Source organism: Pseudomonas sp. 37 R 15 (assembly GCF_900004865.1).
Lineage (GTDB): Bacteria > Pseudomonadota > Gammaproteobacteria > Pseudomonadales > Pseudomonadaceae > Aquipseudomonas > Aquipseudomonas fluorescens_AM.
In genome coordinates this window covers 53,228-70,243 of the sequence record NZ_CVTV01000027.1, presented here as the reverse complement: position 1 = coordinate 70,243, position 17,016 = coordinate 53,228, and the positions used below count along the sequence as shown (strand labels likewise).

At 61.2% G+C, this 17,016-nt stretch carries 20 protein-coding genes; 10 read left to right on the top strand and 10 right to left on the bottom strand.

Annotated elements, in window-relative coordinates:
• Nucleotides 1-38 precede the first annotated feature (38 nt).
• From BFQ04_RS09075 to BFQ04_RS09060, 4 genes are all read right to left on the bottom strand, one after another.
• The gene (locus BFQ04_RS09075) at nt 39-389 is read right to left on the bottom strand and encodes a YgaP family membrane protein (RefSeq protein ID WP_065950522.1); all 351 of its coding nucleotides are present in this window, start codon (nt 387-389) and stop codon (nt 39-41) included.
• Between the two features lie 94 nt (nt 390-483).
• Nucleotides 484-951 carry an RNA methyltransferase gene (locus BFQ04_RS09070; RefSeq protein ID WP_053136646.1) on the bottom strand — a complete coding sequence of 156 codons (468 nt, stop codon included), beginning with the start codon at nt 949-951 and terminating at the stop codon, nt 484-486.
• Nucleotides 952-1,076: 125 nt separating this feature from the next.
• Complete coding sequence (locus tag BFQ04_RS09065; RefSeq protein ID WP_003172528.1) at nt 1,077-1,451, bottom strand: YajD family HNH nuclease; 375 nt, start codon at nt 1,449-1,451, stop codon at nt 1,077-1,079.
• 59 nt (nt 1,452-1,510) lie between these two features.
• A complete protein-coding gene (locus BFQ04_RS09060; RefSeq protein WP_065893509.1) occupies nt 1,511-2,197 on the bottom strand; it encodes a spermidine synthase in 687 nt (228 codons plus the stop codon).
• Between the two features lie 78 nt (nt 2,198-2,275).
• On the opposite strand from BFQ04_RS09060, the gene BFQ04_RS09055 reads away from it, so the two are divergent.
• Nucleotides 2,276-2,554: a hypothetical protein gene (locus BFQ04_RS09055; protein WP_065950521.1), complete on the top strand. Its 279-nt coding sequence runs from the start codon at nt 2,276-2,278 to the stop codon at nt 2,552-2,554.
• Here the strand turns inward: BFQ04_RS09055 and BFQ04_RS09050 are convergent.
• Nucleotides 2,551-3,024: a cyclic nucleotide-binding domain-containing protein gene (locus BFQ04_RS09050; protein ID WP_065950520.1), complete on the bottom strand. Its 474-nt coding sequence runs from the start codon at nt 3,022-3,024 to the stop codon at nt 2,551-2,553. The two genes, BFQ04_RS09055 and BFQ04_RS09050, sit on opposite strands and share 4 nt — an antisense overlap.
• A 68-nt stretch (nt 3,025-3,092) precedes the next feature.
• Nucleotides 3,093-5,135: a S9 family peptidase gene (locus tag BFQ04_RS09045; protein WP_065950519.1), complete on the bottom strand. Its 2,043-nt coding sequence runs from the start codon at nt 5,133-5,135 to the stop codon at nt 3,093-3,095.
• Between the two features lie 24 nt (nt 5,136-5,159).
• Here BFQ04_RS09045 and BFQ04_RS09040 point away from each other — a divergent pair, with 24 nt between their 5' ends.
• Genes BFQ04_RS09040 through BFQ04_RS09030 form a run of 3 tightly spaced genes read left to right on the top strand, consistent with a single transcriptional unit; the run spans nt 5,160 to nt 7,047 of the window.
• The gene (locus BFQ04_RS09040) at nt 5,160-5,687 is read left to right on the top strand and encodes an MFS transporter (RefSeq protein ID WP_065950518.1); all 528 of its coding nucleotides are present in this window, start codon (nt 5,160-5,162) and stop codon (nt 5,685-5,687) included.
• Between the two features lie 30 nt (nt 5,688-5,717).
• Nucleotides 5,718-6,494 (top strand): class II glutamine amidotransferase, encoded by a 777-nt coding sequence (locus BFQ04_RS09035; protein ID WP_065950517.1) that lies wholly within the window; start codon nt 5,718-5,720, stop codon nt 6,492-6,494.
• A 10-nt stretch (nt 6,495-6,504) separates the two neighbouring features.
• Nucleotides 6,505-7,047 carry a DUF2937 family protein gene (locus BFQ04_RS09030; RefSeq protein WP_065950516.1) on the top strand — a complete coding sequence of 181 codons (543 nt, stop codon included), beginning with the start codon at nt 6,505-6,507 and terminating at the stop codon, nt 7,045-7,047.
• A 119-nt stretch (nt 7,048-7,166) separates the two neighbouring features.
• Here the strand turns inward: BFQ04_RS09030 and BFQ04_RS09025 are convergent, their stop codons facing one another.
• Nucleotides 7,167-8,078: a LysR family transcriptional regulator gene (locus tag BFQ04_RS09025; RefSeq protein ID WP_065950515.1), complete on the bottom strand. Its 912-nt coding sequence runs from the start codon at nt 8,076-8,078 to the stop codon at nt 7,167-7,169.
• 177 nt (nt 8,079-8,255) lie between these two features.
• Between BFQ04_RS09025 and BFQ04_RS09020 the strand changes: the two genes are divergently transcribed.
• From BFQ04_RS09020 to BFQ04_RS09005, 4 genes are all read left to right on the top strand, one after another.
• The gene (locus BFQ04_RS09020; RefSeq protein ID WP_065950514.1) at nt 8,256-8,996 is read left to right on the top strand and encodes a 5-oxoprolinase subunit PxpA; all 741 of its coding nucleotides are present in this window, start codon (nt 8,256-8,258) and stop codon (nt 8,994-8,996) included.
• On the top strand, nt 8,993-9,697 hold the full coding sequence (locus BFQ04_RS09015; RefSeq protein WP_065950513.1) for a 5-oxoprolinase subunit B family protein: 705 nt from the start codon (nt 8,993-8,995) through the stop codon (nt 9,695-9,697). Before BFQ04_RS09020 ends, BFQ04_RS09015 begins: the two co-directional genes overlap by 4 nt.
• Nucleotides 9,694-10,602, top strand: coding sequence for a 5-oxoprolinase subunit C family protein (locus tag BFQ04_RS09010; protein WP_065950512.1), 909 nt, complete (start codon nt 9,694-9,696; stop codon nt 10,600-10,602). The genes BFQ04_RS09015 and BFQ04_RS09010 overlap by 4 nt, the downstream gene beginning before the upstream one ends.
• 148 nt (nt 10,603-10,750) lie before the next feature.
• On the top strand, nt 10,751-11,290 hold the full coding sequence (locus tag BFQ04_RS09005; RefSeq protein ID WP_065950511.1) for a hypothetical protein: 540 nt from the start codon (nt 10,751-10,753) through the stop codon (nt 11,288-11,290).
• Nucleotides 11,291-11,333: 43 nt separating this feature from the next.
• On the opposite strand, the gene BFQ04_RS09000 is transcribed toward BFQ04_RS09005, so the two are convergent.
• The 3 genes from BFQ04_RS09000 to BFQ04_RS08990 all read right to left on the bottom strand — a co-directional run bounded on the left by BFQ04_RS09000 (nt 11,334) and on the right by BFQ04_RS08990 (nt 14,645).
• Nucleotides 11,334-12,512 (bottom strand): vWA domain-containing protein, encoded by a 1,179-nt coding sequence (locus BFQ04_RS09000; protein WP_065950510.1) that lies wholly within the window; start codon nt 12,510-12,512, stop codon nt 11,334-11,336.
• On the bottom strand, nt 12,512-13,357 hold the full coding sequence (locus BFQ04_RS08995; protein ID WP_048725782.1) for an AAA family ATPase: 846 nt from the start codon (nt 13,355-13,357) through the stop codon (nt 12,512-12,514). The genes BFQ04_RS09000 and BFQ04_RS08995 overlap by 1 nt, the downstream gene beginning before the upstream one ends.
• A 211-nt stretch (nt 13,358-13,568) precedes the next feature.
• Nucleotides 13,569-14,645 carry a DUF748 domain-containing protein gene (locus tag BFQ04_RS08990; protein ID WP_065950509.1) on the bottom strand — a complete coding sequence of 359 codons (1,077 nt, stop codon included), beginning with the start codon at nt 14,643-14,645 and terminating at the stop codon, nt 13,569-13,571.
• Nucleotides 14,646-14,770: 125 nt separating this feature from the next.
• Between BFQ04_RS08990 and cysK the strand changes: the two genes are divergently transcribed.
• Together cysK and BFQ04_RS08980 are read left to right on the top strand one after the other, a co-directional pair.
• Nucleotides 14,771-15,745 carry a cysteine synthase A gene (cysK, locus tag BFQ04_RS08985; RefSeq protein ID WP_065950508.1) on the top strand — a complete coding sequence of 325 codons (975 nt, stop codon included), beginning with the start codon at nt 14,771-14,773 and terminating at the stop codon, nt 15,743-15,745.
• A 250-nt stretch (nt 15,746-15,995) separates the two neighbouring features.
• Nucleotides 15,996-16,934, top strand: a complete 939-nt coding sequence (locus BFQ04_RS08980; protein WP_065950507.1) for an aspartyl/asparaginyl beta-hydroxylase domain-containing protein — start codon at nt 15,996-15,998, stop codon at nt 16,932-16,934.
• The last annotated feature ends 82 nt before the right edge of the window (nt 16,935-17,016 follow it).

Sequence of the window (17,016 nt, the reverse complement as noted above, 5' to 3'; positions counted from 1 at the left end):
CCCCCTCCCACATTTGAATCTCTGGCTGCTCGCTAACTTCAGCCCTTGGTTTTCACCGCTTCTTCAGCCGCCACTTCGGCCTTGGTCTTCAAGTTCTTCAGCTCCGCACCCGCACGCTCGATCTTGGTACGGACGCTGTTCATTTCCTGGCGGCCCTGCTCAAGCTTGTCCTTGAGCGAACTGTGGCCGGTAAAACCGCGTGCCAGCGCCACGCCACCAATCGCCACCTGGATCAGCCCGAAGAGCCCGCCACGGCGCAGGCCTTTGCCTACCATCATCACGCCACCGGCTACCGAGCCGATGCGTTCCCAGCCATGTACGTTCTGCGTGCGCTGGGCGTCCGGCTGCAGGTGTTCAATCACAGGTCGCAGGGTTTTGCTGTCGCTCATGATCCGTCTCCAACAAAGGCAAGTGTAAGTAGCTGACTGTTGGCGATGGCCGGATGTTCCCGCTATTTGAGCCCTGACTTTCATTACCTGATTTTCAGTACTTGGGTCCCGAGCGGGTGTTATTGCCCTTGGCCAGGCGGTCGTAGAGCACCACGTTGACGGTGGCGGCGAGGTTCATGCAGCCGGTGGTCGGGATGTAGACCACGTCCTCGCACCAGTCGCGGATGTCTTTGTCCAGCGAGCCGTCTTCGGGGCCGAAGATGTACAGCGCGCGGTCGGGGTGGGTGTATTCGGGCAGCGGGCGGGCGCCTTCCACCAGCTCCACGGCGACGGGGATACAGCCCAGGGGCAGGATCTTCTTCAGGTCATCGATGCCGATCAGCGGAATGTCGTGATGCACCTTCTTGGTGTCGGTGATGAAGTCCCGCGCGCGCTCGTAACGCACGCCGGTATAAAACACCGAAGCCACGCCGTAGCAGCCGGCGGCGCGCATGACCGAGCCGACATTTTCGGGGGATTTGGGGTTATACAAGCCGATACAGCTGTAGCGTTTATTGCCCACGGGGAAGGGTGCCTTAAAAAGGCAGCATTATAGCGGCAAGCTTCAAGCTGCAAGCTAAACCAGAGCGGCTTTTTCTTGCAGCTTGCAGCTTGCAGCTTGCAGCTTGCCACTTGCAGCTTAGACTTTCAGCTGTCCTTCTTCATCAACCCCGCCAGCGCCGCAAACGGGTTGTGCGTGGCCTTGGCGATCGTCGGGCTGCTGGTGGAGCCTTCGCCGAAGTACTGCTGGTCGGTGTAGCGCGAGTGCTCGTTGTCATGGCAGTACAGGCACAGCAGTTCCCAGTTGGAGCCGTCCTGGGGATTGTCGTCATGATTGTGGTTGCGGTGGTGCACGGTCAGTTCGCTCAGGCGTTTGCCGGCGAATTCACGGGCGCAGCGGCCGCACACGTGGGGGTACATTTTCAGGGCTTTGTCGCGGTAGCCCATTTCCCGGTCGCGCTGGGCATCGGCGAGGATGCGGTCCAGCTTGGCGGTGTGGGAGGGCGGGTTGGTCGAGCTCATCATGGCTCCTGGCTATTGGGTGGTCACGGACAGGTTGATTCTAGCTAATCACAGCGCAATTAGCCCTTGAGCTTTTCCGCAATCCAGATGGTGTGCCGCGTGCCTTTGTTGCCATGGGCGAATACCTGCACTTCTTCGGCCTTGAAACCGGCCTTGCGCAGTTTATCGCTGAACAGTTTGTCGGCGCTGGCCGACCACACGGCCAGCACGCCCTTGGGGCGCAAGGCCTTGGCACACGCGGCCAGGCCGCCGGCGGAATACAGCCAGCTGTTGGCTTTTTGCGTGAGGCCTTCAGGGCCGTTATCGACGTCAAGCATGATCGCATCAAACCCCTGAGGCTCGGCCTGCAGCACCTTGGCCACGTCTTCCATGCGCACCACCGTACGCGGGTCGAGCAAGGGGCGGCCGGACTTTTCGCCGAGCGGCCCACGGTTCCACTCCACCACGCCCGGCACCAACTCCGCCACCACCACTTCGGCGCTCTTGCCCAGGTGCTTGAGCGCCGAGGCCAGGGTAAACCCCATGCCCAGGCCGCCGATGAGCACCCGTGAACCCGGACGACCGGCGACTTTGCGGCACGGAATTTCGGCCAAGGCATCTTCGGAGCCGTGCATGCGCGTGTTCATCAACTGGCCACCGTCACCGCCCTGGATCTTGATGACGAAATCCTCGCCGTATTCGAACAGGCACAAGGCACCGCCATTGTCGGGGATCGGAGTGGTGTCCAGCAGAACGAAACGTTTCATGGAAATCTCATTGGGAAGGGCATTCTTGCGCGGTTGGGAGTAGCCTTGTGACATTCCGGTCAGGCCATGGAGCCATCGATGAAGTGCAGCATTCTAACGGTCATTGTGCTTGGCGCGCTCACATTGGGTGCGGCGCAGGCGCAGGAGTTGCAAACCGTGCCGGTCGCACCCGCGCCAACTCCCGGCGCGCCGGGTACGCCAACGCCCACGTTGTACCCGCAGGTCACGCCGCCCGTCGTGCCCAAGACCAACGGCTCGCCGCCCCTGGCGCCGATCGTGCTGCCGGCGCCGCCAAAGGACCAGACTGTCCCGGGCCTGCAGCAGAACGACAGCAAGCCGAAGACGCCCGGCGGTTAAAACTGTTGCGACAGTAATTGCCCATCCGCCATGCGCAAGCGCCTGGACAGGGCAATGGCAATCGCTCGGATGATCTTGGCCGCGACCCTGGGCGCTTCGTTGAGCATTTTTTCCAGGGCGTCCTTGCCCAGGTTCAGCAGCACGCAATCGGTGGCCGCAATGCAACTGGCCGATCGCCGTTCGCCGTCGAGCACCGCCATCTCCCCAAAGGCCCGGCCGCTGCGCAGGGTGGCGATGGTCAGGCGTTGACCGGCGGGGTTGGTTTTCTGCACCGCCACCTGGCCGCTGTGGAGGATGCACATGAAGGTTCCAGCATCGCCCTCGAGGAAAATCACCTCTCCCCCGGCAATGCTGCTGATATTGAAATAGCCCGCGGCAATATGAAAATCTTCCGGCAGCAGCGGGTCGAACAAACCGCAGTCCATGAGCATGTCGCGGATTTCGTCGTTAAGCAGGGTAGGTTGTGACATGGCGGCAATCTTGGTCCATCAATCCGGTAGGCGGTCCTGTGTTCAGACAGGGCCGCCCAACTAAGTTCTCAAATCAAGCCCAGCGCCTTGAACACAAATGCATATTCGAGCGCTACGTCACGTAATCCCTGGTAACGACCGCTCATGCCCCCGTGACCGGCGCCCAGCTCCGTCTTGAGCAGCAGCAGGTTATCGTCCGTCTTCGTGTCGCGCAGTTTGGCCACCCACTTGGCCGCTTCCCAGTACTGCACGCGGCTGTCGTTGTAACCGGCGATCACCAGCAGGTGCGGGTAGGCCTGGGCACCCACGTTTTCGTACGGCGCATACGCCTTGATGCGCGCATACACCTCGGGCTCCTGCGGGTTGCCCCATTCGTCGTACTCGGTGATGGTCAGCGGCAGTTCCGGGTCGAGCATGGTGTTGAGCACATCGACAAACGGCACTTCGGCGATCGCCGCCTGGAACAGCTCCGGCCGTTGGTTGAGTACCGCACCGATCAACAAGCCGCCGGCGCTGCCGCCGCTGATCGCCAACTGGTTGGCGGTGGTCAGGCCCTGGGCGATGAGGTGTTCGGCACAGGCGATAAAGTCGCTGAACGTGTTCTGTTTGTGTTCCTGCTTGCCGTTGCGGTACCAGGCTTCACCCAGCTCGCCACCGCCGCGCACATGCGCGATGGCAAACGCCACGCCTCGGTCCAGCAGGCTCAGGCGCGCGTGGGAGAACCACGGGTCCAGGCTCGATCCATACGCGCCGTAGCCATACAGGTACAGCGGCGTCGGCTTGCCGAGCTGGTCACGCTTGACCACCAGGCTGATCGGCACCTGGGTGCCGTCGGCGGACGTGGCCCACAGGCGCTGGCTGACATAATCGTCAGCGTTGAACACACCGAGTACCGGGGTTTGCTTGAGCACCTGCTGTGCACCGCTGGCCAGTTCCAACTGACGCACCTGGGCCGGACGGTTCAGTGCTTCATAGCGCAGGCGAATCCTGTCGCTGGCAAATTCCAGGCTGTTCTGTACGTAGAGGCTGTAAGCCGCGTCAGGCAGTTCCACGCGATAGGCGGCCACACCTTCAGGATGCACTTCGATCACCGGCAGGCCGCCGATGCGCAGGCTCAGGGTCATGGCGCTGGCGTTGAGGCTGACGCCGTCGAGCATCACCTCGTCGCTGTGGGGGATCAGGTTCTGCCAGTCGGCTTCGGTGGGTACCGTGCCGGTGTCAGGCGCGACGAACAGCGCGTAGTTGATACCGTCGCGGTTGCTGCGGATAAACCAGGTCCACGCGCCATGCAGTTGGCCATGGTCGACATCGTATTCGTGGTCCTCGACCCGTGGCGCCAGGCAGGTGAAATCCAGGTGCGGCTGGTCGGCGTCGAGTGCCCAGATCTCGCTGGTGGTCTTGCTGCCCAGGGCCAACAGCAACTGGCGCTCGGAGCTGGAGCGGTAGCAATGCAGGAAGAAGCGTCCGTCGGGTTCGTGGAACACTTCCTGCGCCGCCGTGCCGTCCAGGCGGTAGCGGTAAAGCTTGTGCGGTCGGTGAGTGTCGTCCAGTTCGCCGAAAAACAGTGTGAGACTGTCGTTGGCCCAGGTCATGCTGCCGTCGCAGTTGTCGAATACCAGCTCACTGACCTTGTCGCTCGCCAATTCCTTCACGTACAGGGTGTAGATCTCTTCACCGGTGGTGTCGAGGCTGTAGGCCAGGCGCTGATGGTCGGGGCTGATGCTGAACGCGCCGAGGGAAAAAAAGCCGCCATTGGCCAGCACGTTCGGGTCCAGCAGCAATTCTTCGCTGCTGTCATCCACCTGGTTGCTGTCATCGGCAGGGCGCCGGCAACGGTAGTGACGCGCATATTCGTCACCGGCGGTGGTGCGTGTGTAGTACAGGTACGGGCCCCAGGGGGAGGGCAGCGACAGGTCGGTTTCCAGGATTCGGCCCTTGATCTCTTCGAACAGGGTGTCGCGCAGTGCCTGCTGGTCGGCGAGTCGGGCGTCTTGCCAGGCGTTCTCTGCCTTGAGGTAATCGAGGACCTCGCTGCTGTCACGTTCTTGCAGCCAGGCGTACGGGTCCGGGCCTGGGGCCTTGCGGGCGATCGGTGCGGTGGAAATAGGCATGGATAATTCTCTATCTGGCAGACGGTGGCCGGCATTGCAGCCGCGACACGCAAAAGCCGTTATCATAGCCGCCTCTTTGCCAGCCTTGCCATGGACACCATGACCGAGAACGACTATCTGACCGCTTGGGGCCTTTACGCCTTTGCTGCTTTGGGCTGCCTGTTGGTGTGGTGGCGCATGACCCGCTGGGTCTGGCGCTGGCTGCGCGAGCCGTTGCAGTTACTGATGGCGGTGCTGCTGCTCAGTCCCACCATCGTCGACCCGATCAAGACCCAGTTCGCGCCTGCGGTGGCGATTACCGCCCTGGACCTGCTGCTCAAGGTCGGCAACAACGCCTGGCGCGCGATCTCCGACCTGTTCATGTACACGATGATCGTATGTGCGCTGTACATCGTATTCGTGCTGATCCGCTGGCCCATCGAGCGCGCCGCCAAGGCGCGCCGTGAGCGCAAGGCGGCCACGGATGCGGCGCTGGCCGCCGAGCCGGAGGAAGACGAACCGTTCCGTCGCCCGGCCCCCGTCGGGGGCATGCGGGTCGAACCGCGTCTTTAACGTTGTCCGCCCTGCAGCGAGAGCCCTGGCATGTGTGAATTATTGGGCATGAGTGCCAACGTCCCGACCGATATCGTGTTCAGCTTCACCGGGCTGATGCAGCGGGGCGGGCGAACCGGCCCCCACCGCGACGGTTGGGGCATCGCCTTCTACGAAGGCCGTGGCCTGCGGTTGTTCCAGGACCCGGCCGCGAGCAGCGAGTCGGAAGTCGCCCTGCTGGTGCAGCGCTATCCCATCAAGAGCGAAGTGGTGATCGGCCATATCCGCCAGGCCAACGTAGGCAAGGTGAGCCTGGCCAATACCCACCCGTTCGTGCGCGAACTGTGGGGGCGCAACTGGTGTTTTGCGCACAATGGCCAACTGGCGGACTTCAACCCCCGCGTCACCTTCTACCGACCGGTGGGCGACACCGACAGTGAAGCGGCGTTCTGCGACTTGCTCAACCGCGTGCGCGAAGCCTTCCCGGAACCGGTGGATATCGAGCAGATGCTGCCGGACCTGATCGCCGCCTGCGCCGAATACCGCAGCAAAGGTGTGTTCAACTGCCTGCTCAGCGATGGCGACTGGCTGTTTTGCTACTGCTCGACCAAACTGGCGCAGATTACCCGGCGCGCGCCATTTGGTCCGGCCCGCTTGAAAGATGTCGACGTGATCGTCGATTTTCAGGCCGAAACCACCCCCAATGACGTGGTAACGGTCATCGCCACCGAACCGCTGACCGACAACGAAAACTGGACCCGCTACGAACCGGGCCAATGGAGCCTGTGGCGACGCGGTGAATGCGTCAGCCAGGGCGTTACCCAATAAGGAATCGACCATGTTGCTCAGCTATCTGCGGTTGGTGCTGTTTGCCATAGGCTTGTTGCTCGGCGTGCAAGTGCCGGGGTTCATCAACGATTACGCCAAGCGCGTCGAAGCCCACTTGATCGAGGCCCAGACAGGCCTGCGCGGATTCGAGTCCACCGCGCAGCAGTTCTTCAACGGTGACATGCAAGCCCTGGTGGCGCATTACCGTGCCAGTGATGACCCGGTATTCCAGAGCGACGCCAGCAGCCTGGGCGCGATGCTCGACCGTCAGTTGGCATTGGACAAGCAATTCCAGGCCATGCAGGGCCCCTGGTACATTCGCGTCCTGCAAGTGGCGGTGGCGGCTGATCCGGATATTCGCCTGGAAACCTGGAACGGCTACAGCTACCAGATCCTGCTGACGCCCGAGGCCATGGGCTGGGGCCTGGGCGGGGCGATGTTGCTGTCGTTCGGTATCGAATGCCTGTACCGCCTGATCGACTGGGTGGTGCTGGGCGGCCGGCGCCTGCGCCAGAGCCGGCCGATTGAAGAGCGGGACCTCAAGGGGCTCTAAGTCCTGACACACATCCAATGTGGGAGGGGGCTTGCCCCCGATAGCGGTGGGCCAGCTAAACCTATGTTGGCTGACACACTGCCATCGGGGGCAAGCCCCCTCCCACATTTTGACCCGGTTTAACTCAGCACCATCCGCTCTTTACCGACCTGCTCGGCATAGCGAGCCACGACCTTCTGGCACAACCCCACAATCTCCTCCACCAACTCCACCCCCACGCGCCACGACACCACCACTTGCAGATTCGGCAGGTGCTGCGCCATCGGCAGCATCACCAGATCCCCCCGTGCCAGCTCTTCACTGACCAGCACCGGCGGCAGCGCGCCAATGCCAAACCCGTCGCGCAGTAACCGGGTGATGGCTGATACCGAGTTGACGCAGTTCATGCGGGGTGCGGCGACGCCGTTGGCCTGCATCAAACTCAACACATCCTGATGGGGGCAGGAGTTTTTCGAGTAGGTGATGATGCGTTCCTGGGCCAATTCGGCGAGGGAGGCGTAATCGCGGTTATAAATCGACTGGCTGGCGACAATCCAGGCCATGGGGTGACTGCCCAGTTCCAGGCTGCGCACGCTTTCCAGGCGCAGCAGGTCGGTCTGCAGGATCAGGTCAAGGAAGCCTTTTTGCAGCTGATCGCTGAGGTTCAACGCAGTATCGGCGACCAATTCGATTTCCACCCGCGGGAACAGGCTCATCAACTCGGCGACCAACGGGCTGAGCCAGGTGTGGATCACCGTGTCCATTGCGCCGATCCGAATCCGTCCGACCTTGCTGCTGGTGGTTTCCAGGGACTGCTTCAAGCCCTGCAGGGTCACCATCATCTGCTCGGCATAATCGAGCACCTTCAAACCTTCCGGGGTCAGGCTCACGCCGCGCGAATCGCGCAGGAACAGCTTCACCCCCAACTCGCTCTCCAGCACTGCAATGCGGCTGGAGATCGACGCCTGGGTGGTGAACAGCTTTTCGGCGGTCAGGCGGAAACTCTTGAGCTTGGCCACCCAGACGAAGGTTTCGAGGAACTTCAAATTCATGGGATCAACTTTTTCTTATGCATGGATCGGTTTTTATTAGTTGGACGCCGCAGCGTGCCGGCGCCAAAAATCGAGCCGTTCCACGATAAGCGTCGTTGGGTTTCAGGACAACATCGTTGCGAGATGTTGGTAAAAGATCCCACACTACAAAAAAACAAAGCCTACAGGAGCGACCCCGTGAGCCGCCTGCTATTGAATTGCGACATCGGCGAGAGCTTCGGCAACTGGACCCTGGGTCTGGACGCCGAAGTCATGCCGTTCATCGACTGCGCCAACGTGGCGTGCGGCTTCCATGCCGGCGACCCGAGCATCATGCGCAAGACCGTCAGCCTGGCGCTCAAGCATGGCGTGCAAGTAGGCGCTCACCCGGCCTATCAGGACCTGCAAGGTTTCGGCCGACGCTCCATGCAGTACACCCCTCAGGAAATCCAGGACCTGTTGCATTACCAGATCGGTGCGCTGGAGGGTATCTGCCGCGCCCAAGGCGGGCGCGTCAGTTACGTGAAACCGCATGGCGCCATGTACAACGACATGATGGCCAACCCCGCACAGCTGCGCGCGGTGTTGCAGGCCGTGGCTGCTTACGGCGACCTGCCGCTGATGCTGCTGGCCACGCGCGACAACAGCGCGGCCCAGGCCCTGGGCGATGAATACGGCGTGACCCTGTGGTTCGAAGCCTTTGCCGACCGCGCCTATGACAGCCAGGGCCATCTGGTTTCGCGCCAGTTGCCGGGCGCGGTGCATCATGACGCCGACACCATCGTCGAACAGGCCCTGACCCTTTCCCGCGGTGAGGCGCTGACTGCCAGTGACGGCAGCCCGCTGGTCCTGCAGGCCAATACGCTGTGCGTACACGGTGATAACGCCAGCTCGATGGCCGCGGTGCAGCGTATCCGCGAGGCGTTGAGGCCAGCATGAAGCCACGGATTGAAGTGGTGGCCATCGACTGCCTGATGGTGCGTTTGTTTGACGTGATTGCCGAAGCCAACATGCCCTGGATGCTTGCCGCCACCCAACGTCTGCGCAGCGGGTTCGGCAGCGCGCTGGTTGACCTGGTGCCGTCCTACACCACTTTGATGGTGCATTACGACCTCACCCTCCTGACCCCGGCCCAGGCACGGGCGTTGATCGACCAGGCCCTGACCGACCTGCAGCCCCAGGCCCAGGGCGGCGGCCGTTGCCATGTGCTGCCGGTATGGTACGACCTCAGCGTCGGGCCGGAGCTGAGCTTGCTGTCGCAGCGCAGCGGGCTGGCGGTCGCTGAGGTGATTCGTCGCCACAGCGACCACCTGTATCAGGTGTTCGCCCTGGGTTTCGCCCCCGGTTTTGCCTTTATGGGGCTGGTGGACGACATCCTCGCCACGCCGCGTCTCAACACCCCGCGCAAACGCGTAGCGGCCGGCAGCGTGGGTATCGCCGAGCGGCAAACCGCCGCCTATCCAGTGGTATCCCCCGGCGGCTGGAACCTGATCGGGCGCACCCCGGCCACACTCTTCGACCGCGAACGCGACGGCTACAGCTTGATGCAGCCCGGCGACACGGTGCGTTTCGAGGCGGTCAGCCACGCTGAGTTCGTCAACCTGGGTGGTGATGACGCGCCTCTGGAGGCGCACGCATGAGCCGCTTGATGATTGAGGCCAGCACACCGCTGTGCCTGTTGCAGGACGCCGGGCGTTTCGGCGTACGCCACCTGGGCGTGACCCAGGGCGGGGCGCTGGACTGGGTGTCGATGTCATGGGCCAATTGGCTGCTGGACAATGCCCTGGATGCGCCGGTAATAGAAATTACCCTGGGCGGTTTTACCGTGCAGGCCGAGGACTACTGCTTGTTGGCGCTGGCCGGTGCGGACCTGGGCGCCTATATCGACGAGCGGGCCATCAGCCCCGGGCGCAGCTTTATCCTGCAAAAGGGCCAGCGCCTGCGCTTCACCCAACCGTTCAGTGGAGCACGGGCTTATCTGGCCGCGCCCGGTGGGTTTGATGCGCAGGCAGTGCTCGGCAGTTGTGCCACCGTAGTGCGTGAGGCATTGGGCGGGGTGGACGGGTATGGCAAGGCATTGGCCGAGGGCGGGCGGTTGACCTATTCCGGTACCGGGGGCGCGATGAAAGTGCTGGCTAACCCGGATTTGCCATCCGCTTCATCGCTGGACGTAATCCTGGGGGCGCAAATCGGCCAGTTCAGCGGGCAGAGTTTATTCGACGCCTTCAACACCGAGTGGGCTCTGGACAGCCGCGCCGACCGCATGGGCATGCGCTTGCTGGGCACACCCCTGCAGTACCAGGGGCCGTCGTTGATTTCCGAAGGCATTCCGTTGGGCGCGATCCAGGTGCCACCGGATGGGCAGCCGATTGTGTTGCTCAATGACCGGCAGACGATTGGTGGGTATCCGCGTCTAGGTGCGTTGACGCCGTTGGCGCTGGCGCGCCTGGCGCAATGCTTGCCCGGTGAGAAGCTACGGTTGGCGCCGATGGTTCAGGAGACTGCGCATCGGCAGCAGGTAGAGTTCTTGCGCCGACTCATTTGAGCCGGGCGCGATGGGTTCCTGCGAAACCTGTGTTTCAAAGAGTGCGTTGCAATTTTCGGAAAAGTCCCATGATGATAGGGAGTTTGTCGTATGGCCCTACCGATGACGCAGTGAAAAGCTGGTGTTCCATTCGATACTGAGTTTTAACATGCGCTATTTGAAAATTTACGCACAAGACGTGCTTGATGATGATGTTCCGGACGTGGTGTATCTGGAGTTCCATGACGATACGCGTACGCCGACAATTTCCCACAGCGCCACGGCCTTTGATATTACCGATGATGGAAAGCTGGATTGGATAATTGCCGATGATGTGAATCAGGATGGCGTCATTGACGCGGTCGATAGGGCCCAAGCGATCGAACTGGCCCAGTTGTTTCTTGAGTTCAACTGGTACAGCCTGGATGAGCCGTTCGATAAATATCTGCAGGTGTTTGCTCGAGACTTTGACGACAACGGCGTGCCGGACACCGTGCGCCTGCATTTTCATCAGGGTGCGGGCGCGCCGTGCGATGAAAGCCTGGTCTACACCGCCGCATTGTATGCCGACGGGAATGGTCAGGGCGCGACGGCGATCTACCAGGACGTTAACAATGACCAGAAGGTCGACAAAAGGGACGCTGAACTGGTCAAGAAGTTTTCCACGCTGTTCCTGGCATTCGGCTGGATAGACGCCGAGCACTGCTGAAAACGGGCCCGCACACTACGCGGTGCGGGTCACTGGCTGAAGGCTATTTTGATAAAAAGCGCATGCCTTCTTCCAATCCGCGCAGTGTCAGCGGATACATCTGATCTTCGACCAACTCCCGCACAATCCCCGTTGACGCTGTATAACCCCAGGTATCCTTTGGGTACGGGTTAATCCAGATCAACTTCTTGTACTTGGCCATGAAGCGCTGCATCCACACGTAGCCAGGCTCTTCGTTCCAATGCTCGACGCTGCCGCCGGCCTGGGTGATTTCATAGGGCGCCATGGCCGCATCGCCGATAAAAATCACTTTGTAGTCGGCGCCGTATTTGTGCAGCAGGTCCTGGGTGGAGGTGCGTTCGGACGTGCGCCGCTGGTTGTTCTTCCATACCGACTCGTACACGAAGTTATGGAAGTAGAAGTACTCCAGGTGCTTGAACTCGGTTTTGCACGCTGAGAACAGTTCTTCGCAGGTCTTCACGTGGGCGTCCATCGAGCCGCCGATGTCAAACAGCAACAGCAGCTTGATGGTGTTGCGCCGTTCAGGACGCATCTGGATATTCAGCAGCCCGGCGTCGCGTGCGGTGTGGTCGATGGTGCCGTCGATGTCCAGCTCTTCAGCGGCGCCCTGGCGGGCAAACTTGCGCAGGCGGCGCAGGGCGATCTTGATATTGCGCGTGCCCAACTCAACCTGGTCGTCGAGGTTCTTGTACTCGCGCTGGTCCCAGACTTTGACCGCCTTGCCCTGGCGCTTGCCGGCATCACCCACGCGGATGCCTTCGGGGTTGTAGCCGCCGGAACCAAAGGGACTGGTGCCGCCGGTACCAATCCACTTGTTGCCGCCGGCGTGGCGTTCCTTCTGTTCCTCCAGGCGCTTCTTGAATGCCTCGATCAGCTTGTCGAGGCCGCCGAGGGACTGGATCTGCGCGCGTTCCTCATCGCTCAGCGAGCGTTCGAACTCCTTGCGCAGCCAGTCTTCCGGGATCAGCGCCTGCAAGTGGTCATCGAGCTTTTCCAGGCCGTTGAAGTAGGCGCCAAAAGCCCGGTCGAACTTGTCGAAGTGCCGCTCGTCCTTGACCAGGATCGCCCGCGCCAGGTAGTAGAACTCGTCCATGTCGGCGAAGGTCACGCGCTGTTTCAGCGCGTTGATCAGGTCGAGCAGTTCGCGTACCGAGACCGGCACCTTGGCGGCACGCATTTCATTGAACAGGTTGAGCAACATTATCGATTACCGCGACGGCTCATGAATGCCAGACGTTCCAGGAGTTGCACGTCTTGCTCGTTCTTCACCAGGGCCCCGGCCAGTGGAGGGATGGCCTTGGTCGGGTCGCGTTCGCGCAATACCGCTTCGCCGATATTGTCGGCCATCAGCAGCTTGAGCCAATCGACCAGTTCGGAGGTGGAGGGTTTTTTCTTCAGGCCTGGCACCTTGCGCACGTCAAAGAACACGTCCAGCGCTTCGCTGACCAGGTCTTTCTTGATGTTCGGATAGTGCACATCGACGATTTTTTGCAGGGTCGTGCGGTCAGGGAAGGCGATGTAGTGGAAGAAGCAGCGGCGCAGGAAGGCGTCCGGCAGCTCTTTCTCGTTGTTGGAAGTAATGATGATGATCGGGCGTTTTTTGGCCTTGATGGTCTCGTCGATTTCGTAGACGTAGAACTCCATCTTGTCGAGTTCCTGCAACAGGTCGTTGGGGAACTCGATGTCGGCCTTGTCGATTTCATCGATCAGCAGGATCACTCGCTCTTCGGACTCGAAAGCCTCCCACAGCTTGCCCTTTTTCAGGTAGTTGCGTACGTCATGCACTTTGTCCACGCCCAGCTGCGAGTCGCGCAGGCGGCTGACCGCGTCGTACTCGTAGAGGCCCTGGTGCGCCTTGGTGGTGGACTTGATGTGCCAGGTGATCAACCTGGCGCCGAAGGACTCGGCCAGTTGCTCGGCGAGCATGGTCTTGCCGGTGCCCGGTTCGCCCTTGACCAGCAATGGCCGCTCCAGGGTGATGGCGGCGTTGACGGCCAGTTTCAGGTCATCGGTAGCCACATAGGCCTGGGTGCCTTCGAACTTCATCGGTCATTCCTCACATTCATCAATGCCCGACTATACCGCGCAGCCCCGGCGACTGTGAACGCAGACGAGTTATTCAGTCTCTGAATGGCCGGTCACGTCAGTCCGGTCAACGCAGTCAATGTGGCAGGGGGCTTGCCCCCGATAGCGGGGGGTCAGTCACAGATGTATAAACTGACACACCGCCATCGGGAGCAAGCCCCCTCCCACAGTTTTAATCGGCGCTAGGCTTGGGTTGTTCGTAGCGGGCATTGAAGGCCTGGATAAAGCCATTGCGCAGGATCGCGATCACCGCAGAAAACGCACTGACATTCTGCTGGTGCACGCTGCCGCTCAGCTCCACGCGGGTCGCGAACTGGTTCTTGCGCTGGTTCTTCAATACCGTCTCGCTGGCGCCGACCACGGCCTCCCAGATCGAGCGGAAGATGTTCTTGTCTTTGTTTTCCACGTCCTGCTGCCAGTCGAATACCTCGACATCGCGCAACAGTGGCTTGATGTAGCCGCTCAGTTGGCCTTTTTCGGCCTGGGCTTCGACCACCACATCGCCGGTGCCGGCCTTGAAGTCGAACTTGCCGTAGGCCGAGGCGAAGTCATTCATGCGCTTGAGTTGCAGGTCGCGGGCGCGAAAGCGGAACTCGAACTCTTCGAAATCACTCAGCGGGTCAAAGGTGGCGCTGGCTTCCAGTGGCGCCTGGCCTTGCAGCAGCGCCTTGCCCTCAAAGCGCGCGTCGCGCTTGCCCTGGACGTCCACCACGTTGGTCAGGTTGTAGAGACTGGCGTTGACCCCGGTGGCGTTGATATTCACCTCAGGCTTGGAGCTGAAGTTATGAAAGGCGATCTTGCCGTCTTCGATGCGCACTTCGTTGAGGGTGATCGGCAGCAGTTTGCTCAGTTGTGCCTGCCAGTCGGTGCCTTTACCGGTCTGGGACGCCTGCTTGTTGGCGCCGCCGTCGACGAAGTTGATCTCCGGTCGTACGAAATGCCCTTCGGCCACGACGGCATGGTCGTACCACAGTGAATGCCAGCTCACCGCGAACTCGATCAGCGGCGCCTTGACGAACGGCACCGGTACCTTGCCGTCCACCTTGACGATCTGCAGACCGTTGATCCGGTAGGCGCCGCGCCACAAGGCCAGGTCCACATCGGCAATTTCGCCACGGTAATCGCCCATGTCGGCGAGCTTTTCATTCAGGTAGTTACGCACCAGGTAAGGCAGCGCGATGTGTATGGCAACCAGGACCAGCACCAGCCCGGCGACGGTCCAGAGCGGCCAACTGTAACGACGTTTCATGGGGCAGTTCTCCTTGCTCGTAGGAGATTGACTGCTGCAAACGGCGCAACGTTCCTCCGACTGGACGCCTAGTGGCACGAGGCATACCCTTGGGGCCTTTCCGACATTGCCAAACAGGACCCGTCATGAGCCGCATCTTTGCAGACAACGCGCACTCCATCGGTAATACACCCCTGGTGCAGATCAACCGCATCGCACCGCGCGGGGTCACCATCCTGGCCAAGATCGAGGGACGTAACCCAGGCTACTCGGTGAAGTGCCGCATTGGCGCCAACATGATCTGGGACGCGGAAAGCAGCGGCAAGCTCAAGCCGGGCATGACCATTGTCGAACCGACCTCCGGCAATACCGGGATCGGCCTGGCGTTCGTGGCGGCGGCACGTGGCTACAAACTGCTGCTGACCATGCCCGCGTCCATGAGCATCGAGCGGCGTAAAGTGCTCAAGGCCCTCGGCGCCGAGCTGGTGCTGACCGAACCGGCCAAGGGCATGAAAGGCGCCATTGAGAAAGCGGGCGAAATCGTCGCCGGCGACCCGAGCACCTACTTCATGCCGGCCCAGTTCGAAAACCCGGCCAACCCTGCCATCCACGAGAAAACCACCGGCCCGGAAATCTGGAACGACACCGATGGCGCTGTGGACGTGCTGGTGGCAGGCGTGGGCACTGGCGGCACGATCACCGGTGTGTCGCGCTATATCAAGAACACCGCAGGCAAGCCGATCCTGTCGGTGGCGGTGGAACCGGCCGTGTCGCCGGTGATCACCCAGGCGCTGGCGGGTGAAGAGATCAAGCCCAGCCCGCACAAGATCCAGGGCATTGGCGCCGGTTTCGTGCCGAAAAACCTCGACTTGGCGATGGTCGACCGCGTGGAACTGGTCACCGACGACGAGTCCAAGGCCATGGCCCTGCGCTTGATGCAGGAAGAGGGCATCTTGTGCGGCATCTCCTGCGGCGCCGCCATGGCCGTGGCGGTGCGCCTGGCTGAAAAACCGGAAATGCAGGGCAAGACTATCGTGGTGATCCTGCCGGATTCGGGCGAGCGTTACCTGTCGAGCATGCTGTTCAGTGACCTGTTCACCGACCAGGAAAACCAGGCGTGAATCGGCTGTAGGAGCGAGCGTGCTCGCGAAAAACCTGAGAGCGCCACGTTGAATCAGTCAACCCGCGTTATCGTTGACGTTCTTCGCGAGCAAGCTCGCTCCTGCAGGGGCAAGGCGTGTTGATCCAGGTCAGCCGGTCGGCATGGGCCTTCTGCATAATGCGCCAAGTGTTTATCATGGCCGGCTGCTACGTCTGGTTTCCCTGCGACGGGAAGCTGTTGGCCAGGCGCTTATCTTCAGGAGTTGCTGCATGACCTTTTCTTTGGCCGCCAAATTGTCAGTGTTGCTGCTGTTTATCGGCAGTACGCTGTATGTGCACCTGCGCGGCAAGGCCCGTTTGCCGATGCTGCGCCAGTTCGTCAACCATTCGGCGCTGTTCGCCCCGTATAACGCCTTGATGTACCTGTTTTCCGCGGTGCCGTCCAAGCCTTACCTGGACCGCAGCAAGTTCCCGGAACTGGACGTGCTCAAGGACAATTGGGAAGTGATCCGCGAAGAGGCCATGCACCTGTTCGACGAGGGTTATATCCGCGCCGCCGAAAAGAACAACGACGCCGGTTTCGGCTCGTTCTTCAAGAAAGGCTGGAAGCGCTTCTACCTCAAGTGGTACGACAAACCGCTGCCATCGGCCGAAGCCCTGTGCCCGAAAACCGTGGCGCTGGTCAGCAGCATTCCCAACGTGAAAGGCGCGATGTTCGCGCTGTTGCCGGGCGGCAGCCACCTCAACCCGCACCGCGACCCGTTTGCCGGCTCTTTGCGCTATCACCTGGGGCTGTCCACGCCAAACTCCGACGACTGTCGCATCTTCGTCGATGGCCAGGTCTATGCCTGGCGCGACGGTGAAGACGTGATGTTCGACGAAACCTACGTGCACTGGGTGAAGAACGAGACTGAAAAGACCCGTGTGATCCTGTTCTGTGACATCGAGCGGCCGTTGAGCAATCGCCTGATGACCCGCATCAACCGTTGGGTCAGCAAGCAACTGGGACGCGCGACCGCGCCGCAGAACCTGGACGACGAGCGCGTGGGCGGGATCAACCAGGCGTATGCCTGGAGCAAGACCTTCAGCGACACGTTCAGCGGCCAGGTCAAGCAGTGGAAGCGCAAGCACCCCAAGGCCTACCGCATTGCGCGACCGGTGCTGGCAGTGCTTGTCCTGGTATTGCTGTGGAAGTGGCTGTTCGGCTGATTTGAAATGTGGAATACCGTCAATGTGGGAGGGGGCTTGCCCCCGATAGCGGTTGATCAGGTATAGATATTCAACCTGACAC